The sequence below is a fragment of the Shewanella sp. MBTL60-112-B2 genome, from assembly GCF_019655055.1.
Classification (GTDB): domain Bacteria; phylum Pseudomonadota; class Gammaproteobacteria; order Enterobacterales; family Shewanellaceae; genus Shewanella.
Window position 1 is genome coordinate 41,263 of sequence record NZ_BPFA01000011.1, and the last position, 23,975, is coordinate 65,237.

Sequence of the window (23,975 nt, forward strand, 5' to 3'; positions counted from 1 at the left end):
AACTAATGACAAAACAATGGAACGCAAAATTATGGATATAAAAATTAAACACTTAAAATTGAGTTTAATTGCGCTCACCGCATCAGCCATGCTTTTCGGCTGCAGTGATGGCAATGACGGCGCTGATGGTAAAGATGGTGTTGTTGGCGTTGATATTGATTCAACTTCTAGCGTTCAGGCTCAATTTACAGAAGCCTCAATAACAGATGGAACTGTCACCGTAAACTTCGACCTAGAGAATGCCAATGGCGTTGCAGTATTGGGGCTCGACAAAGACTATGACTTGCGCTTTGGTATCGCCCAACTCGCTAAAGTCAGCGAGACGATTGATGACGTCGAATACGACAGAGGTTACCAATGGCAAGCTTATATCAATGCCCTTAAAGAGCCTGGCACGCCACCTGACGATACCAGCGATCTAAACCCCTCGCCGCAGTATCAAGCTAATGTAGAGGCAGCGAGCAACTGTGAAGACTGTCTAGTGGATAATGGTGATGGTAGTTACACTTATACCTTCCAACAAAATATCGCCAATGTCACTGAGCCTCTTACCATTACTTACGGTGAAGATAATACCCATAGAGCAACATTAGAGCTAAAACTGCCTCAAGCAACAGCAAATGCACATTATGATTGGCAGCCATCTACAGGCGCAACGACCGATATTCAAACCCGTAACGTGGTCACTATTGAAACCTGCTACACCTGTCACCAACCTGAAAGCCTTGCACTTCATGGCGGTCGACGTATCGCACTTGAAAACTGTGCTAGCTGCCACACCTCAACCTCTGGCGATCCTGAAAGTGGTAATAGCGTTGATTTTACCTATATGATCCACGCCATCCATAAGGGACAAGATAGAGAAACCAGCACACCAGAAGGTATGGTGCCAGCACCTTATAAAGTTGTAGGTTACGGCGGTAGCGTACATGACTATGGCAAGGTGATGTTCCCGCAAAAACCAGCTGCCAACTGCGCATCTTGTCATGTCGAAGGTGAAGGTGCCCCAGCCAATGCAGATTTATTTAAAGCAGATTTAAGTAATACAGCCTGCGTGAGCTGCCATACAGAAAAGCCATCACAAACTCACACCGATACCAATTGTGTTTCTTGTCATAATTCAACCGATACCTATCGCGGTACTGGCAGTGCAGAGAAACGTCACGGTGACGTATTGCAAGCCTACGTTGATGCAGAAGCAATGGGGGTAATGTTCAGCAATATTGGCCTTGATGCGAATGGAAAGCTTAAGTTTGATGTCCAAATTCAAGATGCTACTGGTGCAGCTATAGGTGGAGAGTTCATCAATCAAGGCACTCGTGTAATTGTAGCTTGGGACAGTAACAAAGACTTCCCCGCTTATAGTGACGCATCCTACTCTAACCGCAGATTCAAGCTTGAAGACGGTACCTACGACAGCGCAACGAAGACCTTTACTATCATAGGCAGCACCTTCGATATGCCTACCGATGCTAATGGTAAAACATTTGAGCTATGGTCTACCGTAGAGGTTTGTTTCAATAACGGCGGATACTTAGTTGAATCGATCCAAATGACAGAGTGCTCAGACAAGACTCGCTCAGTTGCCGTAAAAGAAGCGCCATACCACTTTGTTTGGTTAGACTCTGGTGTCGACGACACCATGCAAGCCGCGATGCGCCGCTCAATTATCGATGCGGCAAAGTGTCAGAGCTGCCACAACCAAGAGAACTACCATTATAACAACGGCTATAACTGTCAGACGTGTCATACATCGGATAAAACAACTAAGACAGATGACAGCTTCCCTGGCGGTAAGAAACCAACCAGCTACGCATTTAAAGCACATGAAGCTGATGGACATTACTTAAAGTATGCGGGTGTTCAATCAGGAACAGTGCTGAAAACTGATTGTTCGACTTGTCACACCTCAGATGGGATCCAGTTAGGCCGTGCAAGCGAGCGAGTATGGCGCTACGGAGATACCGAAACTGGAGCTGATATTTGGGTATCTTCTGATGCAGGATCTTGCTTAAGTTGTCACCAAAAGTATTTAAGTGATTCTGGCGCTAACCATATTGTTGCCAATGGCGGGATCCTAGATGGTATGGATGCTGATGATGTGAGAACTCGAGCAGCAGAAGCCTGTTCGACTTGTCATAACCCAGAACAGTTAATGGAGATCCACGGTAATTAAACCAAGATTTGTCTGGCTAAGACTGACACTTATTCAGTGCTAGCCCAGATTTAGACACGCGATAAATAAAAGGAGGCAATTGCCTCCTTTTTTATTATATCAACTTTACTAAAATCAATGGGCAATCACCTCCCCTACCAAACAACATTACAAAAAGATTCTATTAACACCACCGTAAAGCCGCACGCAAATTGCGCAACATCACTCTATGAACTATGTAACGCCAAGGTTAATATCCACAGCCACAACCAATCAGTGTTTTTGATGTATATCAAGTTTCCACCCAACTTTAGCGCAAACTTTAAGCTTGCATTAAGTTTGAGCTGGTCAAAATTAATACAAGCTTAAAGCCACCGAGACAAGCTATATAAATAATTGTTTTCAATGTTATTTAACATCTTTTAACAAACGAAGTATCTGCTGACGATATAGCTCACATTTATCCTAGCTATCAAAAAGAAGGCTACCTCTTTTGGGTAAGATCGTGTTGAGGAACCCCCTCATGCTAAAAGAGGTAAAAACCTCATAGCAGCTAACCTATGCAGGGAATAAAATGATGATGAATCGGTATAAATTAACAAATGCTGTAAAGTCAGCAATCGGTATTAGCGCACTCTCGTTCGCGCTAATTGGTTGTGGCAGTGATGGCAAAGATGGCGAAGACGGTGAAAATGGCAACATAGGCGTCGACATTCAACAGGCGACGAGCTTAAAAGCCAATATACTCCATGCCACAGTCACTGAAGGCGTTGTCGCCGTTGATTTTGAGCTAGAAAATGCTAACGGTGTCCCCGTATCTGGCCTAGAGACATTTGATAACATTAACACCTTGGGCTTTGGCATCGCTAAGCTTGATGCACTACAAAAGCGTGATATGCATGCAGTAGGCCAGCCAGCGACGCCTGAACAGTTTAAAGGCGTAAAACCTACTCAATGGACTAGCTATATAAACACAGTAAAAAATGCCAACTTAGAACACATTCCTGAGGGTTTCAATCATCTCGCTGGCGACCAAATTCAAGCGAATATTGAAACAAGCTGTAAAACAGAGTGTATAGAGGTACTAGAGCATGGCACTTACCGCTACACTTTCTCAAAAGCACTGTCAGAATATGAGCAAATAGAAGCGGTCAATACTGAGTTTAATGCAGAGCTTACCCACCGCGTCACGTTAGAACTTAAGCCAACAAGTACGTTTAGCGCAGCCACTCTTGTTAACACCCACTATGATTTTGTGCCTGCACTCGATCGCGCAGCGGAAGCTGATGAAACTCGCAATCTTGTTGATCTACAAGAGTCATGTATCCGCTGCCATAGTGATGACTACGACTCAGCAGCATCAAAATTAATGCTACATGGTAGCAAGCGTATCGAAATTGAAAACTGCGTAGTCTGTCATACTACTTACTCTGGCGACCCAGAAACCGGTGCAACCATAGACTTTGGTTCAATGCTGCATCGTATTCACGACGGCACTTATTTAATGGCTGGCTACGGCGGTAGTGTTCATGATTACACGGGTACCACCTTCCCGACCGATATGGGCAATTGCCAGACCTGTCATATCAATGAGGAGCACTCACCAGCACAAGCCGAGAACTTCCAATTCCATCGCCAAGAAGCCTGTGCATCTTGTCATATGGCCGAATTTAACCCAGTCGATAATGCCGAGTGGCTCACTCCACCAGGAGAAAGCAAAGATCGTGGCTTTGTGGGTAACTACTTCCACTACTATGCAACACCAGAGCTAGATGGTGTAGAAGGTGCCGACGTTCGTGGCGTGTTTGAAAATCAGTCTTGTTCAAGCTGCCATGCCGACGACAGTAACCCACAAGGCGCAGCTATATTCCATATGGCTAAAGTCAATGAAACCATAGATGTTCGTGAGCAATATGCTTATGAACTCAGTAATGGTGTATTTGACCCACAAGCCGGAACCCTCGAGTTTACGCTAACTTGGGAGCGTGAACAGGCTCCACATGAAGACAGTGCGATTAACGGTTTCTGGATCAACATTCAGGCTTTCGATGGTGTAGAGTTTGTTATGGGACCAAGACCTTCAAGTGGACCTTTAGGACGTTCAGAGTCAAGAATATCAATGAATCTAGCAGGATTAGAGAGCAATGAATACTTGACTGCAACCATTGAAGGCAACGCTATAACCTATACAATCAGCGGGATCACTTCAGACAGCATACACACACAGATTGTTGAATTAGGACAAGGATTCATAGATGGCAAGTTGATGGTTTGCGCACAAGGCAGCGAACGAGTTCCCGCTCCTACTACAACCATTGATTGCGAGCACTTAGAAAGCGATCCATACAATTTTGAACTTGCAGTAAAAGGCAATAAAGCTTCTTTCTCTGTTGATGGTAGCAGTATTGCTAACCGCCCAATTGTCGCCTCGGAAGAAAAATGTGCAGCCTGTCATGGTGAGCAAGCAGACTTCTCAATTTCACATATTGCAAAGTATGCAGATCGCGCACCAGACAATAGCTGCGGTACTTGTCACTCAGCAGAGCCTAACACGGCAATTAACTTAGCTGATGGTAGCTGCGTAGCGTGTCACAACAGTACTGGCGCTCCAGGTCACAAATACTATGATTTCAGCCAAGGCTTTGACTTCAAGGTTATGATCCACGGTATTCACTCAGACAATCGTGCTAAATACACTTCAGGTAATGGACGAGACAAAGCTCAAGGTGATATCACCTACCCTACAGATCCCGCAGATTGCGCAGCCTGCCATGATCAAGGGCAGTTAACACTGGCTGGCCTAGCAGATACGCCGCCAACGCTTTCTAAGGATGGAACATACTCTCCAACTGTTGCAGCATGTGCTTCTTGTCACGCACCAACTGCGGAAGGAAATAATGCAGTCATCAGCCACTTCGAATCAAATGGCGGTGTATATCAAGGTAGTGATGGCAGTTATCAGTTAGGTGGTGAAAGCTGCGCGACTTGTCACGCTGAAGGTAAATCTTTCGGAGTAGATAAAGTGCACCCAACCAACTACAAATAACTTTAAGCATATGCCTTGAACAAGGTCCAATGTTAAAGAGTGTCCCCAAAAGCGAGAAGTTATCTTCTCGCTTTTTTATAGACATAAAAAATAAGCCCGGTAACCACAACTGTGTTCATTATCTATCCGATTTAAAAAGGGAAAACAACCTAGCAAAATGGTTAAAACTTAAGCCAACACCAATTAACACTTACACAACAAACGGCCGTTTTGGGGAGAGCAATTCTTAATCGATAATTAAAATAGTCCTAAAACGGGCACTTTCTATATACCCCTAAAGAAATAGTCAGATCTCAATCACATAAAGGGGCTAAAACACCTGCTAAATATCTCCCTCTTAGATAGCCTTAGTGTTGGAAATAAAATTCCACACACTAATTGCGGTTAAATGAGAGCTGTTCTCATATAAAACTTGCAGTTAGTGATGATTAAAAACTATTGCAGGGACATAAAATGATGAACAAATTTAATCTAAGCGCTGCTTCAAAAGCATTGCTTACAGCCGGGGTGCTATCTTTAGCAGTTACCGGTTGTGGTAGCGATGGCGATAATGGTAACGACGGCCAAGATGGTGTAATCGGTGTAAGCATCGATAGTGCAAAAAGCGTAAATGCTATTTTCACTAATGCAACTGTTGATGCGGGTACAGTAACTGTTGATTTTAAACTTGAAAACGACAACGGCGTTGCTGTTCTGGGTCTAACAAAAGACCACGATTTACGTTTTGGTATCGCTCAGCTTTCTCATGTCACAGAGTTGATGGGTGAAACTGAAGTCGATAGAGGCTTCCAGTGGCAGGCGTATATCAACGCTGAGAAAACACCTAACGAAGACTGGATCCCTGAAGGCGAGACAAATATCAAACCTTCTAATCAATTCCAAGCTAACGTAGAAAAAGCGTCTAGTTGCGAAACTTGCTTTGTTGACAATGGTGATGGCACCTACAGCTACAGCTTCCAGCAAAATGTTGCCAATGTAACCGAACCTGTTGCCGTAGCCTATAATGCTGAATTTACCCAGCGTGCAACACTTGAGCTAGAACTACCTAACTTTGCTGCTAACGCTCATTTTGATTGGCAGCCATCAACAGGCATGACCGATGGTATTCAAACTCGTAACGTGGTTGCGATTGAAACCTGTTACACCTGTCACCAGCCAGAGAGCCTCGCTTTCCATGGTGGTCGCCGTATTGACGTTGAAAACTGTGCTTCTTGCCATACCTCTACTTCTGGCGATCCTGAAACTGGTAACAGCGTCGATTTCACTTACATGATCCATGCTATCCATAAAGGTAGTGACAGAAAGATCAGCACACCTGAAGGTATGGTTCTAGCTCCATACAAGGTTATCGGCTACGGCGGCGGTGTACATGACTACGGTGATGTGATGTATCCACAAAATCCTGCTGCTGATTGTGCGGCATGTCACCTTGAAGGCGAAAATGCACCTGCAAATGCAGATCTTTTCAAAGCAGACTTGAGCAACACAGCTTGTATCGGTTGTCACACTGAAAAGCCTTCTAGTAACCACTCAAGCACTAACTGTATGTCTTGCCACGATAATGGTAATGAAGCTTATGGTCGCAGTGCAGAGAGAGCCCATAGCGACGCAACCAAGCGTTACAAAGAAAGCCAAGGCTATTCAGCTAAATTTAGTAATATCGAAGTTAGCAACAACGGTACCAAAGATATATTGACTTTTGATGTGCAAATTTTAGATAAAAATCTGGCTCCTGTAGCAATTGAGCTGATTAAAAACCCTAGCCAATACACTCCATCTAGCATCTACTTATCTTGGGATATCGATAAAGACTACCCAGAATATACAGACGAAACTAAGTACAGTGCGCGTGGTTTTGCTCTACTACCACCAGCTAATTCTTGGGATCCTAAAGTAACAACTTATAACCCTGATACTAAAACATTTAGTATCGATAGCACCAACAGCGCACTAGAACTACCGGTCTTAGAAGGTAAGAGCGTAGAACTATTTGCTGGTGTTGCCACTTGCTTCAGAGTGGGAGGGTTTAATGCTCCACAAGTCGAGCCTATTGCATGTGATGCAACAGATCCTAAAGGTAACTCAATTGCCTCTTATGCATACATTCAAGATGAGCCACTACGCTTTACTTGGAATGGCACTGGTGTTCAAGATACCAAAAAGCCAGCAATAGAGCGTCGTGATATCATCGATGCAGCTAAGTGTACTAGTTGTCACAATCAAGAAATTGTTCACTTTGACAACGGCGTAAACTGTCAGGCATGTCACGTGCCAGATAAAGGCGTAACAGAAGTTAAGAATGAATTCTACCAGTCAACTGGTGAAATCAAATCTACAAGCTTCATCTATAAAGCTCACAAAGCAGAAGGTCACTATACAGGCACTGTTGTTAAAACTGACTGTATGACTTGTCACTCTAAAGGTGAAGGCTACTCAGGTCCTGTGTATGGCTTTGAATTAGGACGTAGTGCGGGTACAGCCCATGCACTACCTAAAGATCTTTCTCAAAAAATACCAGAGGATATTCGTAATCCAGAAAACGATGCAGATAAAGAAGCAAAGAAACTGTGGATTAAAGAAAACACTTGGTACGCTTCTCCAGATGCAGCTGCATGTATGAGTTGTCACCAGAAGTATATGAGTGATGCAGCTCTAGGTCACATGACTACCAATGGTGCATACTTCGGTCCTGATATTTCAGAAGCGAAAACAGCAGCTGAGACTTGCTCTACTTGTCACTCTCCTGAGCAAGTAATGCAACTACACGGTTACTAAAAGTTAATCGATTAATTAGCATTAGCGATTAATCAAAAAGGGAGGCTTAGCCTCCCTTTTTTAATAAGAGCAGTTATCAACAACATCTTTTCTAATTCATTACACATATCACATATATAAGTTCAACATTTCCAACTTTTGTAGCGTTATGGCCCACCCTCTTATACCTCTTTAGAAATAGGCAGATCTAGGTCACATCTTAGCACCTGTTATGCAGATTTTAGCCCTACATTACGTTAGCCTTTCATTGGGGAATCTTATTTCCAGCATTGACTTAAGCGGCAATTAAAAAATTACAGTCGGCTTCACTAAATCTAGCCACACGCCTAAGACAGTGCCAAACCTATGCAGGGAAAAAATGATGAATACTAACAAATCTAAAATTGCGCTGCTTCTAGCAGCAGGTGCTGTCTCTATGGCCCTTACAGGCTGTGGTGGCGACGACGGTAATGACGGTGACAACGGCAACCCAGGTGGTCCAGCGGCTGATGTGATTAATGTACTTAACTTAAAAGTCACTGATGTTACTTACGCTGATGGCGTGCCGACAATCAATGTTTTTGCAACAAACGAAGAAGACCTACCTGTAGTAGGTCTAACTGCGCTTGAAGTGAAAAAAGTGGTACAACTTATCCCACAGGGAGCTACTGGTGCGGGTAACAGCGCTGAATGGCAATACATTGGCTCACAAAAAGAATTCAAAGACCAGAAGAACGGTAACTACAGCTTTACCATTCCTGTTGAAGGTTATAACTCTGAACTAACTCAACGTTATAACGTCATCGCAAGTGCATCGACACTAGCTGACGGAACAACTACAGTGCCTCGCACTGAGTTATCACAAGATTTTTCAGGTGAAGGCTATAAAGCGACATACACTAAAGATGTCGTTGCTACTGCAAGCTGTAACTCATGCCACGCTGAAGGCAAGAAAATTTACCACGGCTATACCACGTCAGAAACTTGTGCAGCTTGTCATACACAAGAGATGGCTGATGAAAAAGGCAAACCACAAGTTGCATACAACCACTTAATCCATAACGTACATAACGACGCTAAAATGTACGGTAAAAACATGGATAAGAGTGCTGAAACAGCAAACGGTATCGTTCAAGATAACTGTACAACTTGTCACGTAGCACCAACCGAAGATAGCAACGAGCTAACTGAATGGGGTAACTGGTCAAGCGTTCCAACCATGGAAACCTGTACTAGCTGTCACGTGAATATTGACTTCCAAGCTGGTCAAGGTCACTCACAGCAAGCTGACAACTCAAACTGTATCGCTTGTCATAACGCTAGCTGGACTGAAGAGATCCACACTGAAGGCTTCGTTCAAAAGAAAGCGCTTATTGACACTTACGGTATGAACACAACTCTAGTTGTTAATGACGATAGCACTGCAACCATCACTGTAGCTCTAATCGATGCTAACGGTGAAGCGGTGAACGCAACCACTCTTCTACCAAAACTCCAGCGCGTTGAAGCAACGACTAACGTCGGTCCTAACAACGTGCAGCTAGGCTACTATGGCAAAGATAGCCTTAATCTAGTGCTGAACGGTAAGCTTGATGCAGCTGCGGCTATTAACGAAGATGGCGACATCGTATACACCACTAAAGCACTAAAATTTGGTACTGGCGATGCAGATACAGCATTCACTTTCTCTGGCCTATCACTATGTTCTGAAAACGGTGAGTTTGTTAACTGTGACACTGTTGTAGTAGAAGAGAATTTAGACACTGACTGGCAAGGTAATAAATCTTTAAATTCAGCCTACTACACGGGAATGAAAGCTGATATTGCTTTCGCAACTTTCTCTGGAGAAGCTGTAAGCAAGCGCCATGTTGACTCTGTTAACTTCGATACTTGCATCAGCTGTCACGGCGACACCTTTGAGATTCATAAAGGTTCTCACCACCCAGGCTTTGTTATGAGCGAACAGTTAGCTCAAATCGTTGACGGTAAGACCATTGTAGGCGTTGACGGCTGTGTGGCTTGTCATACTCCAGACGGTACTTATGCTAACGGTGCCAACATGGGCGCTCTAGAAATGAAACTTCACAAAGTACATAGCTCTGGTGATCACGCTGTTATCACTGGCATGACCTGTAACCAGTGTCATAACGACCTAAACCTTGATGCGTTCAAGAAGAAAAGTGCATTTGCCACTAAAGTCGATGAAGTTTCTACCGGTGGAGAGGCAGTGAGCTTATATACAACACCGATAGCGGCAACATGTATGTCTTGTCACGTATATAGTCCTGAATCAGAAGCTAAATTTACAGCTCATGCAGAAGGTCAGGGGGCAAAAGTTAACGTGCCAGTAGCTATCGCTGATGATGCTGCTCAACTAGAAACGTGTTTCTTCTGCCACAAGCCAACTGCAGACGATCACACTTCTGTGAAGATGTAATTTGCGCAACTCAAATGGACTCAAGCCTTAAACACCAGAGTCCAAGAGTTTAGAAAAGGGGGAGGCCTCTCCCCCACTTTCTCTTCAAAATTGTGCAAGTTTAGGAAGCTATTATGAAGATCACAAAAAGATTAAAAACCCTACTGCCAGCCTTGATGGCATCGGCTGTACTGTCACTTGGTTTTGCTCAGACGGCTATGGCCTCTAAGTGGGACGCCAAGATGACTCCAGATGAAGTTGAAGCCACGCTTGACCAAAAGTTTGCTGAAGGTAAGTACTCACCAAAAGGTGCAGACTCTTGCCTAATGTGTCACCGTAAGTCTGAAAAAGTTATGGACCTATTCAAAGGTGTTCACGGTTCAGTTGACTCAAGCAAGAGTCCAATGGCAGGCCTTCAATGTGAAGCATGTCATGGCCCTATGGGTAAACATAACCGCGGCGGTAACGAGCCGATGATCGCTTTCGGTCCAGAGTCTACTCTGTCGCCAGAGCTACAAAATAGTGTTTGTATGAGCTGTCATAAAGACGACCAGCGTATGGATTGGAATGGTGGTCACCATGACAATGCAGATGTAGCTTGTGCTTCTTGTCACTCAGTTCACACAGCCAAAGATCCAGTGCTTTCAAAGAACACTGAAATGGAAGTGTGTACTAGCTGTCATACTCAGCAAAAAGCTGACATGAACAAGCGTTCTAGCCACCCAATGAAATGGGCGCAAATGGTGTGTAGCGATTGTCATAATCCACACGGCACCATGAGCGATGCAGACTTAGTTAAGCCTAGCGTTAACGAAACTTGCTACTCATGTCATGCGGAAAAACGCGGCCCAAAACTGTGGGAGCATGCACCCGTTACTGAAGACTGTGTGACATGCCACAACCCACACGGCAGCGTAAATGAAGGCATGCTTAAGACTCGTGCTCCACAGTTATGCCAGCAGTGCCACTCTTCTGCTCATAGCGGTCAAGTACTGTTTGGCAACACTGAACAAGGTTCATCTGTTGGCGGCAATGCAATGACTGGTGGACGCAGCTGTTTGAACTGTCACAACCAGATCCATGGTTCTAACCATCCATCAGGCAAGCTACTGCAGCGCTAAGGGAGACGAGAAGATGAAATTCAAATTAAATTTAGTCACACTCGCTTTGCTTACCAATGCCGGACTCATGTCTGGCGCAGCGATTGCTGCAGATGGTTACGGCATTCAAAATGCGAACACTGAAAAAGTAAAATTCGAAAAGTGGGTTTGTAAAAACTGTAAAGTCGAAAAAGGTGTCTCTGGCACTGTAGGTGTTGGTGCAGGTTATAGCGACAGCGATGATATTCGCTCGGCTAATGCCTTTGCTACCGAAGATGGCTTTGCTGGTAAAGTTGACGCGGATGTGAAATACACTGGTGAACACGGCTACCAAGCAACTATCGAAGCTGACAATCTAGGCATGGAAAACAGCCGCGCCGAGATCAATGCAGGTAAGCAAGGTCAATACAACTTGAACCTTAACTACCGCCAAATCGCTACCTATAAAACCGATAAGGCAATGAGCCCTTACCAAGGTATTGGTGGCGATGACCTTACCCTACCGGGCGATTGGGTTCATGGCGGCAGTACCCAAGACATGACCAACTTGTACTCAAGCCTTAATCCACTTGAGCTTTCACTTAAACGTAAGCGCGCAGGTATTGGTTTTGAGTACCAAGCAGAAAGATTGTGGAGCACTTACGTTAACTATCAACGTGAAGACAAAACAGGTCTAAAACAAGCATCTGGTAGCTTCTACAACCAATCTATGATGCTCGCTGAGCCAGTTGATTACACCACTGACACAGTTGAAGCGGGCGTTCGCTTTGCTGGTGATAACTGGTACACGGCAGTGAACTATAACGGCTCAATCTTCAAGAATGAGTACAGCGAACTGTCTTATGAGAATGCATTTGTCCCAACATTTGGTGCACAAACCACTGGTTATATGTCACTCGATCCTGATAACGAAGCGCATACTGTTTCTGTTCTAGGTCAGTATGTGGCAGGCCGCACTATCATGAATGGTCGTGTGTACTTTGGTCAGATGACACAAGATCAAGACTTCAGCACATCAGGTTATGGCTATCAAATGCCGACTGAGTCGCTAGATGGTCGAGTTGATACTCAAGGCGCAACCTTTAAGATTGTGTCTCGTATTAACCGCCAACTACGTTTAAACGCAAGCTATGACTATAGCGACCGTGATAACAAGACTAATGTTGAAGAATGGACGCAAATTTCTATCGACTCTACAACGGGTCAAGCGGCTTACAACACGCCATACGACATCACTACTCACAAGGCTAAGCTAGGTGCAGACTACCGTCTAGCACGCGGCCATAAGCTTGAAGGTGGCTATGATTACCGTAAGGATGAGCGTAGTTATTCAGACCGTGAAACCACTGACGAAAGTACCTTATGGGCTAAGTATCAGTTAAGCGCCTTTGCTAACTGGAACATGTGGCTCAAGGGTAGCTACGGCCAACGTGATGGCTCTACTTACCAAGCGTCTGAGTGGACATCGAGTGAGCAAAACGATCTGCTTCGCAAGTACAACCTTGCCGACAGAAACCGTACCCAAATTGAAGCTCGTGTAACTCACAGCCCAATAGATAGCTTAACGCTAGATTTTGGCGCTCGTTATGCACTTGATGATTATAACGAAACACAGATCGGCTTAACTGAATCGAAAGATATGAGTTATGACGCGAGTGTTAGCTACCTAATCAACGATGACATGACAGTGACGGCATTCTACAGCCGTCAGAACATCGATTCAGAGCAAGCGGGTAGCTCAAACTTTGGCACACCAAACTGGTATGGCACAGTTGAAGATCAAGTCGATGTTCTCGGTGCAGGCTTTAGCTACAACAACCTAATGGAGCAAAAGCTTCGTCTAGGTGTTGATTACACTTACTCAGACTCGAACAGTAACACCCAAGTCACTCAGGGCATTACTGGCGACTACGGTGATTACTACGCTAAAGTGCATAACGTCAACGTTTACGCCTTATACAAAGCGACAGAGAAGATGGATCTGCGCTTAGACTATAAGATGGAAAACTATAAAGACAATGATGCAGCTAATGATTTTGCCCCAGATGGTATTTGGAATGTATTAAGTTTTGGCAACAACAGCCACGACTATAATGCCCACCTAATCATGCTAAGCATGAGCTACCGTTTGTAGTAAATAGCTGTAGTACATCAAAAAACCCGCTACTTGCGGGTTTTTTACTGCCTGTTTTTTATTAATTAAAATAAATAAACTCAGCCATAACTCTCCACAAGAGCTTATCGACCACGAAGCGCTACGCTTTCACCGAGTTCACGAAGGAAAGTTTAAAGATAAAACTCAACGAGCTTAGCTTTTGCCTTTCTTCGTGCCCTCCGTGTCCTTTGTGGTGAGCCGCTTTTGTCTTCGAGACTTTTATCTTCGAGCTTGGCCTCTCTGCCTTCCATGGGGGATTACCATAAATAGCCGCTTTTGCCCTGCTACTGTTTAGCGAGTACAGAAACTATAGAGGTACGACTCGGCTTAAACATCCCAAGCAATTAAGTGAGCTTGATCACCGCAAAGATAAAAAAGTACGAAATATCACGCTCAAATTAGTGATGTTCTTGAACTTATACCTGCTTTAGGGGATCTTAATATCAATCATCTTCATCTAAAGTACTTAAATGACTCGTTCAACTACCGCTTATAAAGCGCTATTAATGTCAGCCTTTGTTGTCCCTTTGCCTGCCCTTGCGATGGCATCAGACACCACCAATGTGTTAATGCTCGCCATCATGCTAGGCGGTTTTAGCTTATTCAATTTGCTGCTTAATGGTCTGTTTTTCTTCACCGGAAAATATCACAGCCGAAACTTTGCCAAGATGCATTCTCTTATCGCGGTTATTCCGGCCATTATTGCGCTGTTTATTGCACTGATTTACTTCGATACTGCCGGTGCTATTTCGATGAATATCGGCGTTATTATTGTCAGTATTGGTCTGAGCTTACTGCCACTACAGTTGACGCTATCAGCGACTAAGGCTCCTGGGAAATACACCGCACTGATTATCGCACTTTCAGCGATAGCACTATTGATTGCAGCCTATTACATCGCGCCACTGGCCATCTTTGCCATTGCCTGCGCTCATGTAGCCCTTGTCAGTCAGGCCGATATCAAGGTGAAATTCTTAAGCATAGCGACTCTGGTAACGGCTTATGGCTACTTAGGTTATTGGGCTTACCAAATCCTACAATACAGCTAACGCCATCAGTTAAGTGCAATGCCAATTCCCAGTGAACTTAAGTTAATTCAACTCCAAACAGAGATTGCTCAATGCCAAATCTGCTCGGAGTTTCTGCCTCTTGGCGCTAAACCTATTGTTCAGCTAGGAGCAGGGGCTAAGATCTTGATTGCTGGCCAAGCACCAGGGCAAAAGACCCACCATAAGGGTCGCCCCTTCGATGATGCTAGCGGCGAGCGCCTAAGAGCTTGGCTTGGGGTTACCCGTGAGCAATTCTATGATCCTGAGCTGTTCGCCATCCTACCCATGGGCTTTTGTTACCCCGGTAGTTATAGCGCTAGCGACAAGCAAAGCGGTGATAAACCACCCCGCCCTGAATGCGCTAAACAATGGCGCAAGCAAGTACTCAAGCAACTGCCCAATGTAGAACTAACATTGCTAGTCGGCAAATACGCTATTGAATGGCACTTAAATCAAAAAATCAGCGTCACTGATTCTGTCGCTAACTGGCAAGCACTGTGGCCCCATATCTTAGTGATGCCTCACCCTAGCCCAAGAAATAATATTTGGCTAAAACGAAACCCAGAGTTTGAGCAGAAGATCATTCCTCAGCTACAGCAGCGTATTGCAAAGCTGACACAGGGCTAGAAGTGACAGGTGAAAAGTTAATTAGCCATCGAGCTCACAATTAGCCGATAAAGTAATGACAGATGTCGACGCTTTGGGGCACTGTATCGCCACTCTAAGTAAAACAATCTGCAGATTTAAACGTTAGTGAGGCTCAACGTGTATTTTCTAGATGGCTCCTTGGCACGACAAATCGTTAATCGCACCATGAAGATTATTGGTCATAATATCAATGTGATGAATAATCATGGCGTCATTTTAGGCTCGGGAGAGTCTCACCGGATCGGCGCCATACACGAAGGTGCATTGCTGGCTATCAGTCAAAAACGCACCGTAGAGATCAGCACTCACAGCACTGGCACACTGCAAGGTGTTAAACCGGGAATTAACCTGCCACTACATTATAAAGGCAAGGTTATCGGCGTTATCGGCATCACTGGCGAGCCTGAAAAGCTTCGTAGTTATGGTGAGCTACTGAAGATGACCGCTGAAATCATCGTTGAGCAGGCCAACACGCTTGAACAAGCTCAGTGGCAGTACCGCCAAAAGGAAGAGTTGATCATCGAGTTAATTAAGTCTGAGGGCGCTTTTACTTCCCACCAGCGTAATTGGGCCTCTCAGCTTAATATCGAGCTCGATGCGCCGCGTGTTGTGGCTATTATTCAAGTTCAGGCTGACGAGGAAGAAACCACTGCGAACTCTATGCTGAAGCAGGTCATGCATTTACTAGAAAATCCATCACGGGGTAACTTAGTCGCCATGGCCTCGATGACTGAGCTGGTGATTCTAAAGCCTGCGTTCTTGGATGGTAAAACTTGGGATCCTAACCTTGAGAGTGAGCGTATCGATCAACTACTCATACGGCTTCCCAAAGAACTTAATAGCCGCTTAAAAATCTCATTAGGCCATTTTTTTTCAAACCCAGAAGAGATCAACCGCTCCTACCAAACCGCACTAGAAACCTTAGCTATCGGCCAGCAGCTCCACCCTGAACAAAGTAAATACCTCTACGAGGATTACTCACTGCAGGTATTGCTGTCGGCATTAAAAGATAGCTGGCGCGGTAAAGAACTACTTTGCCCTTACCAAGCCCTCCTTAGCGCAGATAAAAATGCTCAGCTAGTGAAAACCCTGACCGCTTACCTGCAACACTTTGGTGACCTGCAGCAATGTGCTAATGTACTTTTTATTCATCGAAATACCTTGCGCTATCGACTCGATAAAATCCAGCAGATCACTGGCACCAATATCAATCAACTCGATGGGTTATTGCAGCTCTATATAGGCCAAGTTATGCTTAAGCAAACTTAACAACGGGAACAAAATGACATTCGCCTCTACACGCAGAACAGGTTTTACCTTAATTGAAATGGTTGTGGTAATCATTGTGCTTGGGATCATAGCTGTTATTGCCCTACCAAAGTTTGTTAATTTTCACTCCGATAGTAAAGTCGCGACCCTAGATGGTATAGCTGCCGCAATGAAGAGCGGCTTAGATTTAGTTCATAGCAAAGCCGTAATTGAAGGTGAAGCTAAAGGCGCTGGCAGTATTGAGCATGCAGGCATTACGATCCCGCTCTATAACGGTTACCCCGCCGTCGATGGCACTGACAGCTTCGATGAGCTAAACCGGCAGGTACGCGCTTGGCTTGATATCGACTCTGTCTCGCTCACCACCATCAAGCTTGATAACAACGCAGCGCCGTTCTTTATCGACAAGTCCACTGCCAATAACCACATTTACATCTTTTTCTCTGAAGATCTAAATGATAAAAGCGTTAGCTTTAACTGCCATATTCGCTACGAAAATGCGATTAACAGCACTGAACCTGTGATTACCGTAAAGCACAGTGACTGCTAACAATTAAGTGCCGATTTGCGGCGCTTATCTCTTAATTAAGCTCCCCAGCGACTTACTGTGCAAATGCACAATAAAACTTTTTATTTCGGGTAAAAATCAGTGAGCTTCACCAAAGAATTATCCCCATCGGCACCGCATAATATTCCAGCCTGAAATACCTTGGTACGCTGTCTGTTTCAGTAATCCCAACTTGGCAAAAAAACCTTACATATAATAAAACATACCCATACAGGGACCCCTATGAGCCTAGTACTGATCTTATTGGCCGTGATTGTATTTATCGTCATTGCCACTGCAAAATTCAAATTACATCCGTTTTTAACCCTTATTCTGGCATCGTTTCTTGCCGCCTTTGCCTACGGCCTACCGAGCGCCGATATAGCTAAAACCATCACCTCGGGTTTCGGCGGGATCTTAGGCTACATTGGTCTAGTTATTGTATTAGGTACCATCATAGGTACTATCTTAGAAAAGAGTGGCGCGGCTATTACCATGGCTGATGTGGTGATTAAAGTCTTGGGGAAACGCTTTCCAACACTCACCATGTCGATTATTGGTTACATCGTTTCTATCCCGGTATTTTGTGACTCAGGCTTTGTGATCTTAAACTCGCTTAAGCAATCGATGGCCAATCGTATGAAGGTATCGAGTGTGTCGATGAGCGTAGCTCTAGCAACGGGTTTATACGCCACTCATACCTTTGTACCGCCAACGCCAGGTCCTATTGCCGCAGCGGGTAACTTAGGTCTCGAGTCGAATCTTGGCTTAGTGATTTTTGTCGGTATCTTTGTAGCTGCAGTTGCAGCCCTAGCCGGCACCCTATGGGCTAACCGTTTTGCCAATGTACAGCCTGACGGCGAAGATGCTGAAGAATTACTAAATCAGCAAGATGACTTTGATAATCTAAAGCAAGCTTACGGCGAGCTGCCAAGTGCGACTCGTGCATTTGCACCTATTTTCGTACCCATCTTGCTTATCTGCTTAGGGTCAATTGCTAACTTCCCATCGGCCCCTATTGGTGATGGCGTACTTTTCGAAATCCTATCCTTCTTAGGCCAACCTGTTAACGCACTAATGATCGGTCTATTCTTATCATTATCACTGCTAAAAGGCAGCGATAAGGTCAAGGAGTTTAGCGACCGTATTAGCCAAGGCTTAGTGGTTGCTGCACCTATTTTGCTTATCACTGGTGCGGGCGGCGCATTTGGCGCGGTTCTGAAAGCAACCGACATTGGTACATTCTTAGGTGAGTCACTTTCAGCATTGGGTATTGGCATCTTTATGCCTTTCGTGGTCGCTGCAGCGCTTAAATCAGCCCAAGGTTCATCAACGGTGGCACTTGTGGCAACCTCGGCGTTGGTTGCCCCTATGCTAGGCGATATTGGTCTTGCAACTGATATGGGCCGAGTACTGACTGTTATGGCGATCGGTGCGGGTGCAATGACAGTGTCACATGCTAACGACAGCTTCTTCTGGGTAGTGACTCAATTTAGCCGTATGAGCGTTAAGCAAGCCTATAAAGCCCAAACTATGGCAACGCTGATTCAAGGTGTTACCGCCATGGCATTAGTTTACCTACTCAGCTTAGTGTTGTTATAAACACTAGCTGCTGTGAATTAGGCGAGCATTAACATGCTCGCCTACTCTTAATCTCGCTAATGATGTAAACAGCGACTTTATGTGGCTGGTCTAAGTTCCCATACATACCAAGATTAGTCTGACTCAATTAATTAGATTTAGTCTTATAGGAAAACTGCATGAAAATTGTGATAGCCCCCGACTCTTTCAAAGAAAGCCTAAGCGCAATGGAAGTGGCTAATGAGATTGAACGTGGATTTCGCAGCGTACTCCCCACTGCAGAATATATCAAAGTTCCGGTTGCCGATGGCGGCGAAGGCACAGTGCAGTCGATGGTTGATGCCACCAAAGGCACGATTATCACCCTAGACGTCACAGGCCCATTAGGCGACAGAGTTAGCGCCTTTTATGGCATTTTGGGCTCGGGCTATCAGGGCAATAAAAAAACGGCCGTGATTGAAATGGCTGCAGCATCAGGGCTGCACTTAGTTGCCGAGGACAAACGTAACCCACTCATAACGACCAGCTATGGCACAGGTGAATTGATTGTCGATGCCCTTAATCGTGGCATTAAACATATCATCATAGGTCTTGGCGGCAGCGCCACTAATGATGGTGGGGCTGGTATGGCGCAGGCCATTGGTGCCCATTTACTCGACAGTAAAGGTAAAACCCTATCGGTGGGCGGCGCAGCCCTAAAGCAATTAGCCAAGCTCGACTTAAGAGACTTACATCCATTAATCAATGAGTGCAGCTTTGAGGTCGCCTGTGATGTAAATAACCCACTATGTGGAGACAAAGGTGCATCGGCTATATTTGGCCCACAAAAAGGTGCAACTCCAGCTATGGTTGCTCAGCTCGATACAGCACTAGGTCATTACGCCGATATCATCACAAGTGCTGGCATGGCGGATAATAGAGACATCCCCGGTGCTGGAGCCGCTGGCGGCATGGGGTTGGGCGTAATGAGTTTTTTAAATGCCGAGCTAAAACCTGGTATCGATATCGTGATGCAAACAGTCAATCTAGCTGAATTAGCTCAGGATGCCGATCTGGTCATCACTGGTGAAGGCCGCCTCGATAGCCAAACCCTACACGGTAAAACACCAATGGGCGTTGCCGGAGTTGCTAAGGCGCAGGGGATCAAAGTCATTGCCATCGCAGGCTGCGTCAGCGATGACGCCAACATACTACTTGAACATGGTATTGACGCGCTGTTCTCGATTACTCCAAGGGCTCTTCCGCTTGCAGAGGTGCTTAATAGCGCCAAGCATAACCTTTACAGTACAGCTAAAAATATCGCCGCGCTTTATGCGCTTTCGGCTGCTAAATAAAGCGTACATTAGCGGTAATGATGTTCACTTTAAGAAGTTAATCAGAGAAAACTTGATCACTTCGAAAGATCAGCATCGACCACAGACGACACGTAGAAAGAAAAAAAGCCATCCCGCGTATTTTCTTCTCTTCGTGTCTATTTCTTCAAGTACAAATCTTCAAGCCCTATTCTTCGAGTTCAGTTATTAGAGCCTAGTACTCAGTCCATTTATAAGAATCTCGAGCCCAGTTCTTCGAGTCATTTGCTTCATATCCTTTGTGTAGCAAATAAAGTGTAAGCGCTTCGTGGTTTATTGCCTTTAAAGCAAAGTATTCAGACACAAGAATGCTCCCTAAAGCCGCTATTTTTCGGCAATCAAGTCGCCACCATTAGTTTTCTACTTGATGCGCTATAAAGCATAAAGTAAAGTGACCGTCCGTTTCGATAGGCTGTTCAGCTCAGCAAAGCAGCGCGATTAGTAGAGAAATTTAGTCCCATGACAGCAAGAAAAGCCACCGCATCAGAAGAAGCGTTACTGCGAATTTTTACGGTTCCAGAAGCCCCAGACTCGACCCTCAGTGTCATTGAGCAAAATATCTCGCAAAATCTAATGGGTTTCTTGCAAGAAAGCGTTGTGGCTGTCGAGAAACCGCTTTCTGAAGTTGAACTGGACTTTCAACAGTACCATATTCCTGCTGCGCCGCAGTTTGTCTCCGATTATGCCGACAACATGATGCAGACCTTAGTGGCTCACTCTGTACACACCTCTGCGCCAAGCTTTATCGGTCACATGACATCAGCACTACCTTACTTTGTTTTGCCTCTATCTAAGATGATGGTAGGGCTTAATCAAAACTTGGTCAAAATAGAGACATCTAAGGCCTTTACCCCGCTAGAACGCCAAGTACTCGGCATGATGCATCATTTGATTTATGACCAAGATGAAAGCTTTTACCAAAGCTGGATGCACAGCGCCAATGTGTCTTTAGGCGCATTTTGCTCAGGTGGCACAGTCGCTAACATCACAGCCTTATGGACCGCACGCAACCAACTACTTAAGGCCGACGGTGACTTTAAAGGTATTGCCAAACAAGGCTTACTTAAAGGCCTACGCCATTATGGTTATGATGACTTAGCAATCTTGGTCTCAGAGCGCGGTCACTATTCGCTTGCAAAAACTGCAGACTTACTCGGTATTGGCCGAGAGAACATCATCCAAGTGCCTACATCAGACGATAACAAGGTCGATGTGCTTAAGATGCGAGAACTCGCTAAACAACTAGATGCAGACAATATTAAAGTCATGGCGATTGTTGGCGTTGCCGGCACCACAGAAACCGGTAATATCGACCCATTAAATGATTTGGCCGATCTCGCCACAGAGCTTAAGTGTCATTTCCATGTCGATGCAGCTTGGGGCGGTGCGAGCTTATTATCCAATAAGTACCGTCACCTGTTAGCAGGTATTGAGCGAGCCGATTCTGTCACCATCGATGCTCACAAACAGATGTATGTGCCTATGGGCGCGGGTATGGTGCTATTTAAAGACCCAACCTTTGCTAACGCCATTAAGCATCACGCCGAGTACATTTTACGTCAAGGTTCGAAAGACTTAGGCAGTCAGACTTTAGAGGGCTCTCGCCCTGGTATGGCAATGCTCGTGCATGCTTGCCTTAAAGTCATTGGTCGCGAAGGTTATGAGATCTTGATTAATAACAGCCTTGAAAAGGCGCGTTACTTTGCCGATTTGATTACCACAGAAACCGATTTTGAGCTGGTGTCTAAGCCTGAGCTTTGCTTACTTACCTATCGTTATGTGCCACAATCGGTACAGCTTGCGATGGCCAAAGCTCGTGAAATAGGTGATACAGCAACACTCGCACAGTTCAATGGTTTACTCGATGGCTTGACTAAGTTTGTGCAAAAAACTCAGCGCGAGCAAGGCACCTCATTTGTATCTCGAACCCGAATTAATCCTGAAAGCCACCAGCTAATGGATCTCAAAGCCGTGGTATTTAGAGTGGTATTAGCCAACCCACTAACTAGCCATGACATTTTGCAGCAAGTGTTAGCCGAGCAAGCCCAAATAGCCAAGAGTGAAACTCGTTATCTACCTCAGTTGCTCATACTGGCTCAAAGCTAAGCGGAAAAGCAATTCGCCCCCTCATTTGCTCCATGAGCCATAACTCTTTTCTATAACTCTTTGCTATAACGAAAAAAGCCCCAAAAGGGGCTTAATTCAACAGTTTTAATTACTGGTGCATCTTCTTAATTAGCGCTGCACGTTCGTCGTAATCTACTTTATGACAACCAGAACAACTGTCTTTTGAAGTATTCCAAGGCTGAACATACTTACCGTCTTTAGAGAAGTTTTCAGGGCTAGACGCTGGGTGTTCCAAATTAATCCTAAAGAAGTGCTTGTTGTTAGGCATATGGCAGCTTTCGCACTTAGCCATAAAACTATGCACCTCGAGCTCAGGTGTGAACGGCTTATCATAGTGACAATCAACACATTGCTTAACCATGGCATTTTCATGGCCCGGCTGGTCATCATTGATCTTAGATTGGTGCGGGTTATGACAAGTATGGCACGCCATATCATGTTTCTTACCCGTCACTACGCCCGTATCGGCATCCATTCCTAATAGTGCATCGCCAGCCACTCGACCACCAAGATCATAAGGTATGGTTCGGCCACCTATGGTATCGCCGCCAAAGTCTTGGTTATGCTCACTGATAAAAGTTGGAAACTTACGGTTGGTCTTTTTACTGTGACATTCAGAGCAGGTAATGGCCTTACCGAACGCCATATCCGCTTGCTGTAAATCTGATGTATAACGGCCCTGTGCAATACGGTCAATATCATCTGCTGACTGAGACTTAATATGCTTACCACCCGCGCCATGACACGCTTCACATTGAATTCCTGTCATCTCAAACGTACCTTCGATGCCAACTAAGCCATCTTGATGATTCGGGTTGAGTGGTGAGTCGGGCGTGTAATCTTTCCAGCCTGTTGTATGGCAGTGACCACAGTCAAATGAATGAGAGTCTGGATCACCACCCGGAGCATAGCCCATAATGTGGTCAATAGAGAAATCCTCACCATTTTCTGGTAATTCCGCTCGAACGCCTGTGCCAGACAGAATGTAGCCATTACTGTCTAGATACATTGCTGTACGATAATAGCCACCAATTACATAACTGACTTCATCCCAGCTATTCGGAGTGCCCACACTGTTATCTGCGCCATATAGCAACTCAACAGACCCCTCTAATGATGAGAAAGGAAACTGTGGCGCTTCGCCATTTTCAATCTTACTTAATTTAAAGTTGTGCCCTGTTTCTAAGAACGTTTCTTTATCGGTATGACAAGTTAAACAAGTTTGTGTTCCTACGAAACTGCCAGCTTCAGTAGCTTCCGACACCTCGATTGTCACTGTCGAGAAATCTGTCGCCCCTTCTGGATCAGCAACAGTATAACTAAACACTACTGTGCCTGGTTTCTCTGGAGTGAATAGTAGCTGGTTGTCCTTAATCACGCCCTCGCCACTACCTTCAGTTAACTCAACCTCTGTCAGCGTTAGCGCATCGCCATCAGGATCCGTGTCATTAGCGATGGCATCTACCATCACCGAAGTACCTACAATCGCGGTAGCCACTGTAGGCTGAGCAATAGGTGGGTTATTGTCGCTTGGCGCTGGTGGAACGACATCATTGTTGTCAGAGCCACAGCCCAACAAGATACTTATCATACTTGCCAGCAACACTTTTTTATATAAAGCGTTTAATTTGTTCATCATGATATTCCCTGCAAAATTATCATTGCACTTATATTTAATTTTTTATGTTTGCACAGCTAAAATCGATCACTACATTCAGAAAGTAGAAATGCTGATTTAATAAAATTAAGATGAAAGCAAATCATTCTACTGCTCGA

Annotated in this window: 14 protein-coding genes; 13 read left to right on the plus strand and 1 reads right to left on the minus strand. The window is 44.9% G+C overall.

Features of this window, described 5'->3' with window-relative positions:
* Positions 1-16 precede the first annotated feature (16 nt).
* From K5Q73_RS09055 to panP, 13 genes are all read left to right on the plus strand, one after another.
* Positions 17-2,176: an OmcA/MtrC family decaheme c-type cytochrome gene (locus K5Q73_RS09055; RefSeq protein ID WP_374706830.1), complete on the plus strand. Its 2,160-nt coding sequence runs from the start codon at positions 17-19 to the stop codon at positions 2,174-2,176.
* A 559-nt stretch (positions 2,177-2,735) separates the two neighbouring features.
* A complete protein-coding gene (locus K5Q73_RS09060; protein WP_259650731.1) occupies positions 2,736-5,201 on the plus strand; it encodes an OmcA/MtrC family decaheme c-type cytochrome in 2,466 nt (821 codons plus the stop codon).
* Positions 5,202-5,654: 453 nt separating this feature from the next.
* Positions 5,655-7,976 (plus strand): OmcA/MtrC family decaheme c-type cytochrome, encoded by a 2,322-nt coding sequence (locus tag K5Q73_RS09065; RefSeq protein ID WP_220760400.1) that lies wholly within the window; start codon positions 5,655-5,657, stop codon positions 7,974-7,976.
* Positions 7,977-8,334: 358 nt separating this feature from the next.
* Positions 8,335-10,392 carry an OmcA/MtrC family decaheme c-type cytochrome gene (locus K5Q73_RS09070; RefSeq protein ID WP_220760398.1) on the plus strand — a complete coding sequence of 686 codons (2,058 nt, stop codon included), beginning with the start codon at positions 8,335-8,337 and terminating at the stop codon, positions 10,390-10,392.
* A gap of 113 nt (positions 10,393-10,505) precedes the next feature.
* A complete protein-coding gene (locus tag K5Q73_RS09075; RefSeq protein WP_220760396.1) occupies positions 10,506-11,492 on the plus strand; it encodes a DmsE family decaheme c-type cytochrome in 987 nt (328 codons plus the stop codon).
* A 13-nt stretch (positions 11,493-11,505) separates the two neighbouring features.
* Positions 11,506-13,605 (plus strand): MtrB/PioB family decaheme-associated outer membrane protein, encoded by a 2,100-nt coding sequence (locus tag K5Q73_RS09080; RefSeq protein ID WP_220760394.1) that lies wholly within the window; start codon positions 11,506-11,508, stop codon positions 13,603-13,605.
* Between the two features lie 491 nt (positions 13,606-14,096).
* Complete coding sequence (locus K5Q73_RS09085; RefSeq protein WP_220760393.1) at positions 14,097-14,675, plus strand: hypothetical protein; 579 nt, start codon at positions 14,097-14,099, stop codon at positions 14,673-14,675.
* An 18-nt stretch (positions 14,676-14,693) separates the two neighbouring features.
* A complete protein-coding gene (locus K5Q73_RS09090) occupies positions 14,694-15,302 on the plus strand; it encodes a uracil-DNA glycosylase family protein (RefSeq protein ID WP_374706831.1) in 609 nt (202 codons plus the stop codon).
* A 138-nt stretch (positions 15,303-15,440) separates the two neighbouring features.
* Complete coding sequence (locus tag K5Q73_RS09095) at positions 15,441-16,592, plus strand: sugar diacid recognition domain-containing protein (protein WP_220760391.1); 1,152 nt, start codon at positions 15,441-15,443, stop codon at positions 16,590-16,592.
* A gap of 13 nt (positions 16,593-16,605) precedes the next feature.
* A complete protein-coding gene (locus tag K5Q73_RS09100) occupies positions 16,606-17,142 on the plus strand; it encodes a prepilin-type N-terminal cleavage/methylation domain-containing protein (protein ID WP_220760389.1) in 537 nt (178 codons plus the stop codon).
* Between the two features lie 240 nt (positions 17,143-17,382).
* The gene (locus K5Q73_RS09105; protein ID WP_220760387.1) at positions 17,383-18,741 is read left to right on the plus strand and encodes a GntP family permease; all 1,359 of its coding nucleotides are present in this window, start codon (positions 17,383-17,385) and stop codon (positions 18,739-18,741) included.
* Between the two features lie 158 nt (positions 18,742-18,899).
* Complete coding sequence (locus K5Q73_RS09110) at positions 18,900-20,054, plus strand: glycerate kinase (protein ID WP_220760385.1); 1,155 nt, start codon at positions 18,900-18,902, stop codon at positions 20,052-20,054.
* 477 nt (positions 20,055-20,531) lie between these two features.
* Positions 20,532-22,178, plus strand: a complete 1,647-nt coding sequence (panP, locus tag K5Q73_RS09115; protein ID WP_220760383.1) for a pyridoxal-dependent aspartate 1-decarboxylase PanP — start codon at positions 20,532-20,534, stop codon at positions 22,176-22,178.
* A gap of 109 nt (positions 22,179-22,287) precedes the next feature.
* On the opposite strand, the gene K5Q73_RS09120 is transcribed toward panP, so the two are convergent.
* Positions 22,288-23,838, minus strand: coding sequence for an Ig-like domain-containing protein (locus K5Q73_RS09120; protein WP_220760381.1), 1,551 nt, complete (start codon positions 23,836-23,838; stop codon positions 22,288-22,290).
* Between the last annotated feature and the right edge of the window lie 137 nt (positions 23,839-23,975).